At 30.5% G+C, this 18,982-nt stretch carries 11 protein-coding genes; all 11 read right to left on the minus strand.

What is annotated here, in order from left to right; translation table 4 throughout:
* Positions 1-43: 43 nt before the first annotated feature.
* Positions 44-2,125, minus strand: coding sequence for a putative immunoglobulin-blocking virulence protein (locus tag NMG68_RS03775; protein WP_255034639.1), 2,082 nt, complete (start codon positions 2,123-2,125; stop codon positions 44-46).
* 67 nt (positions 2,126-2,192) lie between these two features.
* Positions 2,193-4,289, minus strand: coding sequence for a putative immunoglobulin-blocking virulence protein (locus tag NMG68_RS03780; protein ID WP_255034640.1), 2,097 nt, complete (start codon positions 4,287-4,289; stop codon positions 2,193-2,195).
* Between the two features lie 94 nt (positions 4,290-4,383).
* Entirely contained in the window at positions 4,384-6,477 is a 2,094-nt protein-coding gene (locus NMG68_RS03785; protein ID WP_255034641.1) for a putative immunoglobulin-blocking virulence protein, read from the minus strand.
* Positions 6,478-6,570: 93 nt separating this feature from the next.
* Positions 6,571-8,646: a putative immunoglobulin-blocking virulence protein gene (locus NMG68_RS03790; protein WP_255034642.1), complete on the minus strand. Its 2,076-nt coding sequence runs from the start codon at positions 8,644-8,646 to the stop codon at positions 6,571-6,573.
* Between the two features lie 67 nt (positions 8,647-8,713).
* Entirely contained in the window at positions 8,714-10,846 is a 2,133-nt protein-coding gene (locus NMG68_RS03890) for a putative immunoglobulin-blocking virulence protein (protein ID WP_272416734.1), read from the minus strand.
* A 110-nt stretch (positions 10,847-10,956) separates the two neighbouring features.
* Positions 10,957-13,065: a putative immunoglobulin-blocking virulence protein gene (locus tag NMG68_RS03800; protein WP_255034643.1), complete on the minus strand. Its 2,109-nt coding sequence runs from the start codon at positions 13,063-13,065 to the stop codon at positions 10,957-10,959.
* A gap of 110 nt (positions 13,066-13,175) precedes the next feature.
* Positions 13,176-14,519 carry an HD domain-containing protein gene (locus NMG68_RS03805; RefSeq protein WP_255034644.1) on the minus strand — a complete coding sequence of 448 codons (1,344 nt, stop codon included), beginning with the start codon at positions 14,517-14,519 and terminating at the stop codon, positions 13,176-13,178.
* Positions 14,509-16,005 (minus strand): glutamate--tRNA ligase, encoded by a 1,497-nt coding sequence (gene gltX / locus NMG68_RS03810; protein ID WP_255034645.1) that lies wholly within the window; start codon positions 16,003-16,005, stop codon positions 14,509-14,511. Before gltX ends, NMG68_RS03805 begins: the two co-directional genes overlap by 11 nt.
* Before the next feature lie 27 nt (positions 16,006-16,032).
* Complete coding sequence (locus NMG68_RS03815) at positions 16,033-16,884, minus strand: bifunctional 5,10-methylenetetrahydrofolate dehydrogenase/5,10-methenyltetrahydrofolate cyclohydrolase (RefSeq protein ID WP_255034646.1); 852 nt, start codon at positions 16,882-16,884, stop codon at positions 16,033-16,035.
* Between the two features lie 2 nt (positions 16,885-16,886).
* Positions 16,887-17,999, minus strand: a complete 1,113-nt coding sequence (gene lgt, locus NMG68_RS03820; protein ID WP_255034647.1) for a prolipoprotein diacylglyceryl transferase — start codon at positions 17,997-17,999, stop codon at positions 16,887-16,889.
* Between the two features lie 9 nt (positions 18,000-18,008).
* Positions 18,009-18,941 carry an HPr(Ser) kinase/phosphatase gene (hprK, locus tag NMG68_RS03825; protein WP_255034648.1) on the minus strand — a complete coding sequence of 311 codons (933 nt, stop codon included), beginning with the start codon at positions 18,939-18,941 and terminating at the stop codon, positions 18,009-18,011.
* Positions 18,942-18,982 lie beyond the last annotated feature (41 nt).

Here is an 18,982-nt window from a genome sequence, read left to right on the forward strand (position 1 = left end):
AAAACACCAGTTAAGGTTTTATTACTTAACTGGTGTTTTATTTTTATTCATCATCTTCATCATCATTTGTGTTATTATGCATATTAACATCATTAGGATTTAATGGATCACCAACTGCGTTTAGTTTGTTATCAACTTTAAAGATTTTAGGTTGATAAGTTTTAGCAATTTCTGGAGTTACATATTGAACAGGCACACCACCTGATATAGAACTAATACGCGATACTAAACTTTCATCAGTTACATAGATAGCTTTAGAGAACGAGCCACCTTCAATAGCGTATCTTAAGAATGCTTGAAGATCAGATCAACCACTAGAAATATCAGAAGCTTTACCTAATAAAATTAAATCATCAGGTTGGCTAGCATCAGGACCTCTACCAAAACTAATTGTATTTCCGCCACTCGGAGTAAATGACATTGCTCTAGCTCATTGCGAATGGTTGAATTCAGATAAGTTGTATACAAGGTGTTCGCCGGTATGATCTTTAGTTATCAAGTCTCTTGATAATCTTACCGTTTTTAAAGTTGCATCTTTTAAATCTAGACCTCTGAAAGAACGTATAATAGGCGCATCAGAAAAGTCTCATACAACTGGTTTAGCTCCTTTACCTTGGAATTGCCCATTAAAGATTCTTTCGCTTCTTCTATTAAACGCAATATCAATTCCTTCTTGAACTCTAGCATAATCATCATTTCGATCGAATTTAAGAGCCGCAAAAATTGGCGTTGAAGCAACTGTAGCCCCTGGAGGGTATGGCTGGAATCCACCTACGTTATATGAATTTAATGAAGGAATAAAATTGATGTGTTTAAGAGCTAATGGATTAATGCCTCATAAGTCACTATTAACAACATTAGTTGTATAAATGTTTAACTCATCAAGTTTACGATCTTCTAAAGCAATTAATGAACTTGTATTAAAGTTTTCAATAAATACTCTTAATAATTTTACGTTTTCAGGTAATGACTTAATTATTTTGTATACATTTCTATTAGTATTTGTCTTACCTATATTTCTAAGTTCGACACCAACAGATTTTGTTGTTTTAGCCGCCTTTTTCAAGAATTCTATAAACTTGTCATAACCTTTATCGTTATCAACATCTAAAATAAACAAGTTAACGGGTTCTTTGTTCTTATAATATGGATCATTATAGTTAGTTGGTTCGTAGTGTCTTACTTCAATACCATCACCTCTGCGAAGATTATAATCTTCACTATCAATGAACTGATACGTTATATCAGTTTTAGTTCAACCATCAAAATCGCCTTTTAAGATATCATCAGGACTATCATTTCATGTTCTATTTGGTTGTCCTAATAATCTCTTAGCATTAGATTTCTTATAAAAGGACACATATGGGTTTTCATCTATATTTTTGTAACCATAAGTTACAGAAACATTAGGCACCATGATTTCAAGTGTTCTATTTGCTTTTGCTTCTCTTTCAATTTCGGCATCAGTTACCGTGCTTAAAGATATCTGCAAGTCTTGAAATCCATATTTCGTTCTACCTGGTTCATTACGTTCAACAAATAAGTTATTTCAATAAGAATCAAAAAAGTCTGGATTATTGGTATAACCAACAGCTTTCTTAAAAGCTTCTTTATTTTCTTTAGTATTAGCTGCTAAACCTTTAGAAATAATGCTTCTTACAACATTTACTATTTTCTTTGATTCAGCAATAATCATACCAACCTTATCACCTGATGCTGTTGGAGTACTAGGATCATAAGGTATTTCTGGAGTTGTTTTATCTAGATTATACTCTGTAGGAGTGTAGGTTACGGGTTCAGGTGTATCGTCTGGAACTGGTTGTGTTGGATTATCCGATTTTTTATCTGGTTCTTTATTCTTTTTAGTAGTGTCAATTGGCGCTGGTCTATTATCAACTGGCTTAGGTTTTTCTGATGTATTAAAGTCTCTATTAGCATTATATTGATTATCATCTGCAACATTATTTTTTAAATCGACTTTATTGCTTCTTTCAATAAGTTTGCTCGTAGAATTATTGATATTACTCGTAAAAACAATACTCAAAGTAGCTGTACTAGCTATTACTAGCGAAGAACAACCTAAAGTAACCAGTTTTATTAACTTTCTTTTTTTAGAACTTAGCATTATATTAATAAAGACAAACCATTATATAAAATATTTTCAATTATAAAACAACACATTGATTTCTTATTTAGTTTTTAGATAGTGTTGAACTATCTTTTTTCTCACCAATAGCGTTTAAGGTAGGATCAATATTAAATACTTTCTTTTCTTGTTTATTTAGATAATCAAGCGGTTTAACATAAACATTAATGTCGTTATTTTCTGAAGCGGCCGCTGCTTTTATTTGATTAGCTAAATATCCTGATGAAACATAAACATTTTTAAATGCTCCACTGTTAGTTGTGTATTTAATAAATGATAATAAGTCTTGTAACCCTTCGCGTTCTAGCGTATTTTGTGATCCTCTTAAGATTAAGTTTTTAGGTTGTTGAATTTCTGTTCCACGCCCAAAACTAATGTAACGTTTAGCATAACTAGGACGATATTGCATAGCAGCTGTCCATTGCGAATGATTGAACTCATCTAAATCATAAGTTACATAAGTATTACCATTTTTATCAGATTGAATTAAATCTGCTGATAATCTTACATATCTTAATTCAGCATCATGAACATTTAAATTTTTAAGGTTTCTAATAATTGGTGCGTCAGCGAAATCTCAGAATACCGGTTTAGCTCCATCACCTTGGAAATTACCTTGGAAAATTCTTTCACTTCTTCTTGCTTTAGCAATATCTAAACCTTCCTGAACTCTCTTGTAATCATCGTTGCGGTCGAATTTTAAAGTTGTAAAGATTGGTGTAGATGCTATTGTTGTTCCTTTTGGATAAGGATTGAACCCACCAACATTATATGCTATTAAAGAAGGTAAAAAATTAATATGTTTAAGAGCTAATGGGTTAATACCTCAAAGATCAGTATTAACTGTGCCTGTTGTGTAAATGTTAAGTTCTCTTAAATTACGGTTTTCAAGTGCTAGTAATGAAGTGGTATTAGCACCTTCTAAAAATACTGTTAAAGTAGCAACATTTGGCGGCAAAGCTTCAATGATATCATAAACATTTCTTGTTGTATTTTTCTTACCAACATTTTTAAGAACTACTCCAATTTGTTTATTATGATCATCGTCATAAACCTTCTTAATAAAGTTAATGAATTTTTCATAACCTGAAGTGTTATCAACATCTAAAACAAATACATTAAGATCTTTTTTATCCTTATAATAAGGATCGCTCTTATTTGTTGGTGTATAGTGTCTTACTTCGATACCATCGTCATTATTTATTCCGTATTTTCCATTTGTATATTCTGAAGTGGCATCTGTTTTAGTTCAACCATCAAATTCACCTGATAAAATTTGATCAGAATTATCAAGAGCTCACTTATTAGGGTTACCTAAAACTCGATAAGAACTTACTTTTTTATAGTAATTAATTACTGGGTTATCATCCTCGTTTTTGTAACCAAAAGTAATGGTTGTGTTTCCATAACCAGGCTGAACTTCTCATTGTCTATTAGCTTTAGCTTCAGACATAATAAAGCTATCACTTGTAGTATTAATAGATATTAATAAATCATCAATACCACGAGCTCTACCAGGTGAAGTTGGTGGATTGAACAATTTATCTCATCAAGAATCATACAATTCTTTGTTGTGATATCCGATTATTTTATAAAATTCGTCTCTAGCTTTTGGATCGTTACCATTAGCTGCAACTTTCGTTATTATATTTTTAGCTGCATCTAATTTTTTCTTAGTTTCAGTAAACAAAGCTTTAGCTTGTTCATCTGATAAGACTTGTTTGCTAGGATCATTTGGCTGAGCTGGGGTATTTTTATCTAAATTGTATGCTTCTTTTTCATAAGTCACATAATTAATAGCCGTATCAGGAGCTAACTCGCTAGATTCATCTTCTGATTCTGAAGGTTGCTTATTAGGTTCAGGTTGTGGTTCAGGATCTTTAGGTGTTTCAACAATATCTTTAATTTCAGGTTTTTTAGGTTTATCAACTAAATTAAAATCGCGATTCGAATTATATGAATCGCTTGTAGATGTTGAATTATTATCTAATTTAACTTCATTACTTCTTTTTATTAAATTAGATTGAGTATCCGATTTACTCGATGAATAAACCACTCCTAGAGTAGAACCTGCTCCTATAACTAAAGAAGTTGCACTTAGAGCAATTAATTTAATGATCTTTCTTTTCTTAGAATTTAACATATTTGTTGCTTTCTTAAATAAAAGCTCATTAAATAACTATAAATCTTTTGTATTAATTCTTAATTAATATCTATTATTAAATAATATTATACTCCTAATTATTATTTGTAGGACTATTTAAAGGATCACCAATAGCATTAAGAGTGTTATCAACTTTAAATGTTTTGATCTTGAATTTACTTAATTCTTCAACAGTTTTTACTTTAACGCTGATTTCATTCATTTGTGATTCAACCGCTTCTTTAATTCTTCTCGCTATATAATTAGATGAAACATAAGCCTCTTTAAATGCGTTGCTATTAGATGCGTATTTAACAAACGCTAATAGTTCTTCTAAACCTTCTTTTTCAAGAGTTTTTTCTGAACCTCTAAGAATTAATGCTTTAGGTTGTTGAACTTCTGTTCCACGACCAAAACTAATATAGCGTTTGTAATTTTCTGGACGGTATCTAATAGCAGCCCTTCATTGTGAATGATTAAATTCATCTAAATCATATGTCACATAAGTACTACCACTCTTAGGATCAGTATCTATTAAATCCGCTGATAATCTTACATATCTTAATTCAGCATCATAAACATTTAAGTTTTTAAGATTTCTAATAATTGGAGCGTCAGCAAAATCCCAGAAGATTGGCTTAGCGCCATCACCTTGGAAATCACCTTGGAAAATTCTTTCACTTCTACGATCCTTAGCTATTTTTAAACCCTCTTGAACTCTGGCATAATCATCATTTCGATCAAATTTTAAGGTCGTAAAGATTGGTGTTGAAGCTACTGTAGCACCAGGCGGATAAGGATTAAATCCCCCGACATTATAACCTAATAGTGACGGAATAAAGTTAATGTTTTTAATCGCTAAAGGATTAATACCTCACTGATTAGTAATTGCTTGACCAGTCGTATAAATATTTAGTTCTCTTAAATGACGACCCTCTAATGCTAAGAGAGATGTTGTATTAGCGCCTTCTAAAAATACTGTAAGGGTTTGCACTGTATTTGGTAAAGCCTTGATAATGTTATAAACATTTCTAGTTGTATGAGTTTTACCAACATTTCTTAACACAACTCCAATACCCTTGTTAGGTTTTCTTTCGGCAACATTTTTAAGAACATTAATAAATTTATTGTAACCAGAAGTTTTATCAACATCTAAAACAAATACATCTAGATCTTCTTTATCTTTATAGTAAGCATCATTCTTATCTTTTGGTGTATATCTTCTTACTTCAATACCATCATCAGCATTGAATCCATAGTTACCAGTGATATATTCATCAGTTGCCAAACTCTTGTTTCAACCAGCAAAATCACCACTTAAAATTTCATCAGGATTATCAACAGCTCATTTATTAGGATTACCCAAAACCCGATAACCATTAACCTTTTTCATGTAGTTTTTTACAGGGTTATCTTCTTCATGTTCATAACTAAATGTTATTGTGGTATTACCAGCACCTACTAAAAGTTCTCAACGTCTATTAGCTTTAGCTTCGCTCATTATAAATGAATCGCTTGTAACATTAATTGATGTTAATAAATCATCAATCCCACGTTGTCTTCCTGGCGCTGGATCTTCAAATAAACGTTCTCATCAAGAATCAAACAAATCTTTGTTATGATAACCTAAAACATTAAATAATGCATCTCTGTTTGCAGTAGTATTCCCACCTTTAGCAACAGCTCTTAGTACTACTTCTTTGGTGTCGTTTAATTTCTTTTTTGTTGTAACAAAGATTTCTCTAGCTCTTTCTTCAGATACTGTTGCTACGCTAGGATCATTCGGTTGTTTTGGCGTTTTTTCGTCTAATTGATAATCTTCATTATCATTAAATTCAATATATTTAATCGGTGTATCTTCAGCTAATTCATTACCTTGATCATCTTGAGGTTCTGGCGGTACCATTTCTTCTGGTTTAGGATTTTCTAACACAGGTCTGTTGTCAGGTTTTTCTGGTTTTTTTGGCGTTTTTTTCAGGTTGAAATCGCGATTTGAATTATGCAAATCGCTAGTTCCTTCTGATTCATTTTCCAGTTTTACTTCACCATTTCTTTTAAGCAAATCTGATTTTGATTCAACATTATGTGTAGATAAAACTATTCCAATTGTTGCGCTAGCACCTAATACCAAACTAGAAGAGCTAAGCCCTATTAATTTAATGATCTTTCTTTTTTTGGAATGTAACATTATTACTTATTTCTTTAATAAAATAAAAGCTCATTAAAACTATAAATCTTTGTTTTCTTTTTAAAAGAAACTAATTTTTTTTATTATATATATTTATTTTTTTAAAGGTTGTCCTATTGGATTTAATGTTTTATCAATGTTAAATTTCTTAATTTGGAACTTTTCAAGTTTTTCCTTACTAACAACTTTAACATCAATATCGTTTAGCTGAGATCAAACTGCTTCACGGATTTTTTGAGCAATAAATTTAGATGTAGTATAAGCTTGAGTAAAAGCTTTACTATTTGATGCATACTTAACAAATGCTTCTAAATCTTCTAAACTTTTTTTCTCAAGAGTACTTTCATCACCTTTAAGAATTAATGTTTTAGGTTGTTTGATTTCTGTTCCACGACCAAAGCTGATGTATTTTTTTTCATACTCTGGTTTATATTGCATAGCAGCATTTCACTGCGAATGATTAAACTCATCTAGATTATATACAACATAAGTATTTCCACGGTTATCCGATTCTACGAATTCACCAGATAATCTAACAAATCTTAATTCAGCATCATGTACATTTAAGTTTTTAAGATTTCTTATAATTGGATCATCTGCAAAATCCCAGAAAATCGGTTTAGCACCGTCTCCTTGGAAATTACCTTGGAAAATTCTTTCGCTTCTTCTGTTTTTAGCGATATCAATTCCTTCTTGAACACGTTTATAATCGTCATTACGATCGAATTTTAGAGTGGTAAAAATAGGTGTAGAAGCAATTGTAGTTCCTTTTTCAAACTTATTAATGTTACCTACATTATATGCTAATAACGAAGGAATAAAATTAATATTTTTAATCGCTAAAGGATTAATACCTCAAAGATCGGTATTAACCTGACCAGTTGTATAAATATTAAGTTCTCTTAAATGACGACCCTCTAATGCTAACAACGAAGTAGTATCAGCACCATCTAAGAAAACTGTTAAGGTTTCAACATTATTAGGTAAAGATTTAATAATGTCATAAACATTTCTTGTGGTATGAACTTTACCGACATTCTTAAGAATAACCCCAATCTTTTTATTAGGATTTTTCTCATAAACTTTCTTAATAAAGTTTATAAACTTATCATACCCGCCATTATTATCAACATCTAAAACAAAAACACTTAAATCATCTTTGTTTTTGTAATAATCGTCCATTTTGTTTGATGGAGTATAGTGTCTTACTTCGATGCCATCATTCTCATTGATTCCATATTCTTTATCGTTTATGTATTTTTGGGTATCGATAGTCATATCTCATCCATCGAAATGACCAGATAAAATGTCTCTAGAATTATCAGTTGCTCACTTATTAGGATTACCTAGAACTCGATATTTATTAACTTCTTTATAATAGCGAATAGATGGGTTATCATCTTCATTTCTATATCCACCTGAAAGATTAATACCTTCTGTATTAAATTGAATTTTTCAAATTCTATTGGCTTTTGATTCAGATTCAATAGACGCTTCATCACTAAAAGCGTTAATCTGATCTAATAGATCATCTATATAACGTCTTTTTTGACCATTATTTGTGTATTCTCTAAACAACTTATCTCAACGAATATCAAAAAAATCTTTGTTTCCACTAAATCCAGAAGCAGTGTAGAAAGCGTCTCGAGCAGCAGTTGAATTTCCGTTTTTAATAGCATCTAGTACAGCTTTTTTAGCTGATGCTAGAGTAGTTCTAGCTTTATCTGCTAATATTTTAGCTTCTGCGTCACTAATTACTTGTTTATTAGGATCATTAGGTTGTTTGGGAGTGTTTTCATCAAGTCCATAATCTTGTTTGTCATAAGTTACAAAATTAATCGGAGTATCATCCGCTAACTCACCAAAACTGTTATTGGTTTCTTCTTCAGGAGGCGTATCCTTAGGTAAAGGTTTATCTGATACTGGTCTGTTGTCAGGTTTTTCAGGTTTTTTCTCTAAATTAAAATCACGATTCGAATTGTATGAATCATCTGTTCCAGTGGCATCGCTTGTTAAATCAATTTCGTTACTTCTTTTAATAAGATTAGATTTAGATTCAACTTTGCTAGTTGAATAAACTATTCCTAAAGTACTACTAGCACTGATTATTACAGCAGTTGAACTAATAGCTGCTAGTTTAATTAGTTTACGTTTTTTGGAATTTAACATTACGATTTTATTAAGGAATTGAAGGCAGCTTACTATATACCTAATATCTATCTTTGATTTTTAATAACTAGTTAGTTGCAACTTTATTTAATGGTTTACCTATAGCGTTTAAAGATTTATCTATTTCGAATTTTTTGATTTTGAATTTTTCTAATTGTTCTGGTTTTGCTACAGTAACTTGGATATCATTTCGCTGTGATCTAACAGCATCTGTTATTTGTTGAGCTAAAAATTTAGAAGTAACAATAGCTTTTTTGAATGCATAACTATTAGAAGCATATTTAACAAAGGTTAATAAATCTTCTAACCCTTTTTTCTGAAGAGTGCTTTCATCACCCTTAAGAATTAATGTTTGTGGTTGTTGAATTTCAGTTCCGCGTCCAAAACTAATGTATTTCTTTTCATACTCAGGTTTGTATTGCATTGCAGCAGTTCATTGAGAATGGTTAAACTCATCTAAATTATAAGTTACATAAGTATTACCTTTCTCATCCGAATCGATTAATTGACCAGATAATCTTACCTTTCTCAATTCAGCATCATGAACATTTAAGTTTTTAAGATTTCTAATAATAGGAGCATCAGCAAAGTCTCAAAATACCGGTTTAGCCCCTTCTCCTTGATGATTACCTTGGAAGATTCTTTCACTTCTTCTGTTTTTAGCGATATCTAAGCCTTCTTGGACACGTTTATAATCGTCATTACGATCAAATTTTAAGGTACTAAAGATTGGCGTAGAAGCAATTGTAGCACCCTTTTCATATGGATTAAATCCACCAACGTTATAAGCTATAGTAGATGGGATAAAGTTAATGTTTTTAATCGCTAAAGGATTAATTCCTCAAAGATCAGTATTAACTGTACCAGTTGTAAACAGATTTAATTCTCGTAAGTGTCTGCCTTCTAGCCCTAATAATGAAGTTGTATCAGCACCTTCAAGGAATACAGTTAATGTTTCAACATTATCTGGTAATGATTTAATAATGTCATAAACATCTCTAGTTGTATTTTTCTTACCAACATTTTTAAGAACAACACCAATTTTCTTGTTGGGTTCTTTTTCCTTAACTTTTTTAAGGAAATTCATAAACTTATCATAACCTTTAGAGTTATCTACATCTAAAACAAACACATTAAGATCTTGTTTGTTTTTGAAGTAATCATTGTCTCTATTTTCAGGTGTATAGTGTCTTACTTCAATACCGTCATCATTGTTAATGCCATACTCTTTGTTGTTTACAAAAGTTGAAGTAGCATCTGTCATCTTTCAACCATCAAAATGACCCGATAGAATATCTCTAGAGTTTTGAATACCTCATTTATTAGGGTCATTATTACCCAATACACGATGTTCATTTACTTTTCTGTAGTAACGAATATACGGGTTATCATCTTCTTTTCTATAACCAAAAGCAAAGTTAGCTGACCCATCAAGGTTAACATAGAATTTAATTTGTCTATTAGCCTTCGCTTCAGACATTATAAAACTATCGTTATTATATGAATTTAAAGATTCTAATAAAAGATCAATATAACGAACATCTTGACCATTTCTTTTATATGTTCTTATGAATAATTTATCTCAAATAGCATCAAAGAAGTCTTTATTGCCATCATAACCAGTTTCTTTACGAAGGGTTTCTCTAGCTTCAACACTATTGCCACTTCTTACAGCATTTTCAAGTGCATTTTTAATTTTATTTACAGATTCACGACTTTTTGCATATACAACTCTGGCTTCTTCGTCACTTAAAACTGCTTTTGAAGGGTCGTTAGGTTGCATAGGAGCTTCTTTATCAAGACCATAATCTTCATGATCATAAGTTACATATTCAATTGGTGTATCATCGGCCAAATTACTAGGAACTTCTGGCTCTGGATCTGGTTGAGGCTCTGGTTGAGGTTCAGGTTGAGGTTGAGGTTCAGGTTCTTTAGGTAATGGTTTATCTGCAACAGGTTTATTATCTGGTTTTTTAGGCTTTTTTTCTAAATTAAAATCGCGATTCGAATTATATGAATCACTTGTACCTGCTGTGTCATTATCTAATTTAATTTCGTTGCTTCTTTTAACTAAATTAGTTCTTGATTCTGCTTTGCTTGAATTATAAATTATTCCTAATGTGCTACCTGCACCTACAACCAAAGAAGTTGCACTAAGAGCTGCTAATTTAATGATTTTTCGCTTTTTAGAATTTAACATAAGTATCTCTTTTAAAAGAAAAATCTCATTAAATAACTATAAATCTGTAAAAGATTTTAACAATCTTATAAATAAAATCTTATTAGACTTTATTATAACATTATTTTTGATTATTGTTTCTTTATAGGTTCTCCAATTGGATTTAAATTAGGATCCTTATGGAAGATTTTTGGTTGGAACTTAGCTAGTTTTTCTTCAGATACAACAATTACTTGTGGAGCTCTTCTTCAAGAGCTTGAAGCTTGTCTAATTTTTCTAGCTATCGTGTTAGATGATGTATAAACTTGTTTAAATGAATTAGCATTCATTCCGTACTTAATGAAGTTGGTTAAATCAATTGTGCTACCTTCTTCCAGTTGAGTTGCATTACCTTTTAGAACTAATGCTTTAGGAGGAGATAATTCTGTTCCTCTACCAAAATAAACATAACGATCAGGGCTAGCTGATACGTATCTTAACGCTCTATCAAATTGAGAATGATTAAATTCAGATAAATTGTAAGTAACATAAGTATTACCTTTGTCATCTGAATCAAGTAATAATGGTGATAATTTAATTTCACGAAGCTCTGCATCATGAACATCTAGGTTTTCTAGAGTTCTTATAATTGGAGCATCAGAAAAGTCTCAAGCAACAGGCTTAGCACCTTCACCTTGGAACTTACCTTGGAAAATTCTTTCACTTCTTCTAGCTTTAGCAATATCTAAACCTTCTTGAACACGCTTATGATCATCGTTTCTATCAAATTTTAGACCTTCAATTATTGGTGTAGAAGCAACTTTAGAACCAGCTGGATATCCACCAACATTGTAATCTAATAATGATGGAATAAAGTTAGTTTTTCTTATTGCTAAAGGGTTGATAGCTCACAATGAAGTATTAACTTGACCGGTTGTATAAATATTAAGTTCTCTTAGATTACGATCTTCTAATGCTAATAATGAAGTTGTATTAGCATTTTCAAAGAATACAGTTAATGAAGTTAAATTGCTAGGTAAGGCTTTAATAATGTCATATACATTTCTATTTGTATTGCTCTTACCAACATTTTCAAGTACAACACCTATTTCAGGGGTTGTGGTAGCTGCTTTATTAACAAAGTCAATAAATTTTTGATAACCAGATGTATTATCAACATCTAATACAAAAACATTGTATTCTTTCTTGTTTTTGTAATAATCACTTTCCTTATTTTTAGGGATATAATGTCTTACTTTAATACCATCATCACGAGTAATTCCGTATTTATTATCTTTAATAAATTCGTTAGTAGTATCGTATTTAGATCATCCTTCGAAATTACCAGATAAAATGTCAGCAGGACTACCAGTTCCAAAATAAGTATCACTACCTAAAACACGATGTTTTCTAACATCTAATTGATATTTAATATAAGGGTTATCAGCTGGAGATGGGTAACCAAAAGTAACTGTTGTGTTGTTATATCAAACACTAATCATCGGAACTCTGTTAGCTTTGGCTTCAGAACGAATGAATTCATCTGATATTCCAGATAGTGATGTAAGTAAATCATCATAACCACTCAGTCTTCATTCGTTAACTGGCGGTTGCATTAATCTATCTCATCACTTGTCAAACTTTTCTTTATCATTAAATTTAATAGCGTTTCTAAACGCTTCTTTATCTTTAGCTCTCAGAGCGCTTAAAGCACCTGAAACTAGAGCTTTGCTTGATTCATATACTTTTTTCGCATCAGCTTCTGATAGTTCTATAACTTTAGAAGGATCATTAATTTGTTTAGGAGTATCTGGATCTAATTTATAGTCGATTTTGTCGTAAGTAACGTATTTGATATCAGTTGTAGCAGCAAAATTGTCATTCGGGTCGTCTGGAATCGGCGTATCGTCCGGAATGATTAATAGAGGGTCTTCTGGTTGAGGTAGTGGTTGGGGTTCAGGTTGAGGTTCAGGCTTGGGCTCTGGTTTAGGTTTTGGTTTTTCTGGTGTTGGAGCCACAGGTCTATTATCAACCGGTTTAGCTTTAGTTGGTAAATTATTATCACGATTTGAATTATACAAATCTTGCGCTTGACCACCACCATCTAAAGCGACTTTGTTTTGTCTTTTAATTAAATTGCCATCACTGTTACTAATTTTTTGGCTATAAACAATACCGATAGTACCAGTTGCAGCAATTACTAAAGAACTAGCTGATAACGATACTAATTTAATGATCTTTCTCTTTTTAGAACTTAACATTGGTTATTAAAGAAAATTAGAAAAGCTCATTAAATAACTATAAATCTTGTAATAAATACTATTATAAATATAAAACCTAATCAAGTCAATAAATAAACACGATACAAAGCTTACTGTGTTAATTTGTTGTATTGGTTTTCGATTTGCCTAAAAATTCTTGTTTTTTTATTAGCTTGATCATAATCAAAAATAATTAGGTGATTGAATACTTCAGGGAAATTAATGTTTAATACTTTTGAATAATCAGTAATTGGATGGAATTTTTTAGAATTTTGTTCGAAAATATTAATTCCTAAAGAATTGGTGGTTCTTGAATAAAAAGTTTTGTCTTTATAACTTTCTTTAACTACAAAGTATTGATTATCATCAATAATTTGTTTAAGCTTGTTATAGAATTCTTCTCGTCTTAATTGGTCATCAAATGATCAAATAATAAAACGATTTTCAACAAAGTAATTCTTTAATAAACTCTTAAGAATATGGTCTTGAGTTTTTGATCATTGTTGGAACAAGAATGAGTTGAAATAATCATCTGTTAAATATTTATATTGATTAAGATCAACTTTGTTAATGTCGTTGTTAATTAACAACGCATCAAACAGTTGCTCCATGATATCAAAACCTAAAAAATCAAATTTACCTTCTTTTATAAGGTCAATCATTCTTTTAAGTGATAAAGCAATTGTTCTTTCTAAAGCAACACTCTTGTGATTGTTATAAACAGACTTATACATGTGATAACGTCCGATTAACAAACTTTCAATTGTGGTTATAGCTTTCTTTTCATAACCAACTTGTTTAGATTTAGGATCAAAAACAATTCATCGGTCTAAGAGTTTTGAGTCGATTGTTCCATAAGTAGCGCCAGTGTAATATGAGTCTCTTTTAAGATAATCAATTCGATCTGCATCTAATTCTGATGAAATCAATTGTTGCATTCACATTGGTCGTTTTTTTAACATCGGATTTTTCTTATCGATTAGACCAGCAACATCTTCTGGAACTATATCATTCTCCTTAAGAATATGATAGATTTCTCCGTGCTTATTTAAGATTTGTTTAGCAGTCATCACTTCATGGTTAAAACGTTCTTGACCATCGTCAATACAGTTATTCATATAAAATTCAAAACCATGTGAATGAGGTCCGTGACCTAAGTCATGTAATAACCCCGCACACATCAATGTCTGTTTGTCATAATCACTTACTTTCTTGAATGTCGGATTATTCATCATTCTTCTAATAAGTTCATAAACGCCAAGACAATGAGAATATCTTGTATGAGAAGCGCCAGGGAAAAGATTGCTAGACAACCCTAGTTGTTGCAATCTTTTTAATCTTAAGAATTCGCTTGTTTTTATCAAACGGTGCATTCAAGCTGTTTCATTTTTAAAAATGATTTCACTATGAATAGGATCCTTGATAAAGAATGAACGGTTAGCTTTATTTTCCATCACTTAAATATTCGATCGCACGATCAAGATTTTCTATAACTTTATTCTTGTCATATAAAGCTATAATTTTATTCAATTCAGGTCCGTGTTTTTTATTAGATATAACAATTCTAATTGGCATATAAAGATTTTTGCCACCTAGTGGTTTTTCTAATTCAACATCCTGTAATTTAGTTTGTTTAGATAACCAACTAATAATTTCTTTAATTGTATCTTCATTGATTGTTTCTAATGCTTCGTATTTTTCTTTGAATGTTAAAAATAACGCTTTGAAATTTTTATTAGATTTTAAGAATTCTAAATCATCTTTGTCTAGGTTATCAAATGAAACGCATGGAACAAAGTTTTCTTTAATTAAATCATTAATTTCACGACCATATTTCAATTGATTTTTAAACATTAAAGAGATTTCTGTTACGCGGTTTTTAATCTCTTCATATTCATTAAGGTCAACATATGGTTTGATAAAAGCTAAATACATTACTTCATCCATTGTTTTAATGTATTCAGAAGATATTCAATTTAGTTTTTTAATATCAAAGAAAGAAGGAGCAGCACTTAGGTTTTTAATTGTAAACGCTTTAATCAAACTAGGTAAATTTAGGATCTCAATATTGTCTGGATGCGATCATCCTAATAAAGCAATAAAATTAACCAAAGCTTCAGATAAATAACCTTTTTCTCTAAAACCTTCAATAAACTGTTCAACACCTAAATTTCTTTTAGATAACTTTTTACCAGTTTCATCAACAATAATCGATAAGTGACCATATACGAATTCATCTTTAAACCCTAAAGCTTCTTTAATCGCTAACTGGTAAGGTGTATTTGATATATGTTCTTCACCTCTTAAGATATGAGATATTTTCATATCATGATCATCGATTACAACCGCAAAGTTATATGTTGATATTCCGTTTGATTTAAGAATAACAGGATCGCTCATTGAGCTAGTGTTAAAGATTAAATCCCCTCGAATCAAATCTGATCATGAGTATTCTTTATTGTCTTGTAATCTTAATCTAATTGTAAATGGAATATTAGCATCTATTTTTTTTTGAATCTCATCAGATGTAAGATTTAGGCATTTTCTAGAATAAATCGGTGTCTTTTGTTGACTTAATAATGCTTCACGGCTTTTTTGCAATTCTTCAGATGTACAAAAACAGCGATAAGCTTTATTTTCTTCTAGAAGCTGATAAGCATATTTTTTATAAACATCAAATTTTTCAGATTGACGATAAGGACCATTTTCAGTTGGGTTTCAAATCGATTCATCTGCAAATATATTTAATCACTTTAAGTTATAAAGTTGATTCTCAGCACCACCTTCTACATTACGTTCAACATCCGTATCTTCGATACGTACGATAAATTCACCATTGTTATGTTTGGCGAATAAATAATTAAATAGCGCTGTTCTAGCACCACCAATGTGGAAATAACCTGTTGGAGATGGTGCGTATCTTGTTCTAATTTTAGACATATAATCTATATAATTTTAATAAAAAAGCTAATTATTAAGCTGTTGGATTAGAAATAAATTAATTAAATTTTTAACTAACGAATATATCGTTAAAGGTCCGATGCCACCAGGAACTGGAGTCCCATATGAGGCCACTCGCTTGATTTTTTCATAATCAAAATCACCACAAACGATCTGCTTGTTTTGTTTTAGATCAAAATATTTATCAATACCAATATCAATAAATATTAAGCCTTTTTTAAATTCATAGTCTTTTAAAAGCTTAGCTTTACCGACAGCAGATATTACGATATCAGCTGTTTTTGTTTTGCTTACTAACTCATGACTATTCTCTTTAGTAACCAAATCAAAACTAATGTTGTGTTCATTAAAATAATCAATTATTGGTTGGTTTGAAGTAATACCATTACCAACCAATAATATTTTTTTATCAATAAAACTTAAGTTATATTCTTCAAACAATTCAAGCACTGCATTTAATACGCATGGAATAACTTTAGTTTTTTGTAAATCATTAAACTTTTTATATAAAAAAGCATCAACATCTAAATGGATTGGAATACTATCAATAATCTTATCAGTGTTAAGTGTTTGTTTAATTGGTAATTGAACTAGAACACCATTAGGTGAGTATTGTTTGATTTTTTCATCCATTTTAATAATGAAAAAATCTGTATCGTTAATATCTGATAAATCATATACTTCTGTTTGAATGTTTAATGATTCACAGTATTTAACTTTATTGCGAACATAGATTTTTGATGCATCTGATGGGTCACTAACAATTATTAGTAACTTAATTTTGTTGTTAGCCACTTGTGTAGCTAACTTATTTTTTAATTTAAGAGATAATTGCGTTCCATCTAGTTTTATAAACATAATTAGTCTTTTTTAATAATTAAATCGTAATCATCACCATAGAAGAACATCTCTGAGAAGTTCTTGTTATATATTGATTTAGATGGTTCTAGTTTATGTCTTATTTCTTCTCTAGTTAAACCTTTAGTTTTAGATGTTTGATATAACTTGATAGACATCAAGAAAATCTTAATATTGTTAAAAACATAAAAATAATTTTTCTTGTTTCTAAATCTAGGGAATACTCATTGGGTTAAGATGAATCCTAAGATACCACCAGCTAAAAATAAAGCTGAAGTTACAATTGATGTTGCAAATTTAAAGTTGCTATCTCTTTGGGTTTCAATAATTAATCTAACGATACCTGTAGAAAAGAAGTACAACATACATCTTCCACCAGTTCTAAGGTTCTTAACAAAATCAAGTAAGTATACTATTACTACAAAGGCAATTACGTTACAAAAAGATTCGATTAAAAAAATCGGAATTCTAAAAAGCGTTACTCCATTTTCAGTAATGAACATGTGATCAAAAACACCAGGCATTAACACTTTTAAGAAACCTCATTTACTTAGCGCTTCTTCAGCTGTTAGACCTAGTCCATAAACTTCATGATTAAAAAAATTACCTCATCGACCAATTGCTTGACCTAGCAATATTGTAGGAATAATCGCATCAGCATACACTCACATACTAGTTTGCTTATAAAAAGTTTTGGTTATCAAATTATGATTTTCATAAACTAAATAGCATTTTTTTGTGTAATATTTAGGTTTTCTTAAGACAAGGAAGAAGAAGATAATACCCGTAGTTAAAGTAAATATAACTCCACCTTGAATGGCTAGCCCTCCTTGGTGGATAGCAAAAAACGGCGTAACACCAAACTTAGAATCACCTATAACAAAAGATCATATTCTAGCACCAAATACAATCGAAATAATCCCGATAAATACATAATAAAAATAAGGATTATCATCAACTTTGTATTTATATTTAAGTCTTAAGATTCCAGCAATTATAGCCACTAATATCCCTGTAGCATACAAAATACCATAGTATCTTACATCAAAAGATCCTATTGAAAATGCTACTCCAAAACTATCACTAACCGTGTGGTTTGCAGAAGGTGTATACATATTAGTTAATTATTTTTTACCTCGCATAATTTCATCAAATCTAGCTACGAAATCATCACCAGAATTGTATTGTCAATCTCTTTTAAGTTTTAAATCGATTACAGCACTTTCGACTAATTCGCTAATTTTTCTACCAGAACTAATCGGCAAAACATAATGAGGAATTTTAATATTTTCAATAACTTTATAATGGGTTTTTTGACCGATTCGTTCAAAATTAAAGTTTTGGTCGTTTTTTATATTAATTAATTCTATGATAACCGAAATATTTGCTGATGGTTTAATTTTTTCAATTCCATACATTTTGGTCACATTAAGAATACCGATACCTCTAACCTCAATAAATTGACGATTAACATCAGTGGGTTTACCAATTAAATGATCACCAATTCTAGCGATATCCACAGCATCGTCAGCTATAAACAAACAATTCTTGCGAATCATTTCCATAGCTACCTCAGATTTACCTATCCCAGATTCACCAGTTATTAAAACACCTTCACCATATACTTCAATTAATACGCCATGGTATGTTTTGAATTTAGCCAGTTGCTCTGATATATAAAGCCCGATTGAGATGCTGATTTCAGTTGAAAACATATCAGAAGCTAGAATGGGGATTTGTTGTTCAATATTACATTCTGTTAAAAAACTAGAATCCAAGAATGATTTAGTTAATATTACCATTGGAGGTTTTAGTTCAAGAATTTTTGTAACCCTTTTTCTTCTTTCATCAACCGTTAAAGAAGATAAGTATTTGAATTCTCGATTCCCAAAAACAATTACATTATTAATATGATCTGATTCAAATAGATCAACTAATTCAAATGTTGCTCGTGATAACCCTGGTTTGGATATTGTTCGATCTAGATTTTTTTCACCATCTAATAATTTTAATAAAACTTCGAACTTTTCGTATATATTTCTTACTGTAAAACTCAAAATTAAAACCTGTTTTTTATTAATTAATTATATTTTTAAAT

This window comes from Mycoplasma bradburyae, from assembly GCF_024338845.1.
Taxonomy (GTDB): domain Bacteria; phylum Bacillota_I; class Bacilli_A; order Mycoplasmatales; family Mycoplasmoidaceae; genus Mycoplasmoides; species Mycoplasmoides bradburyae.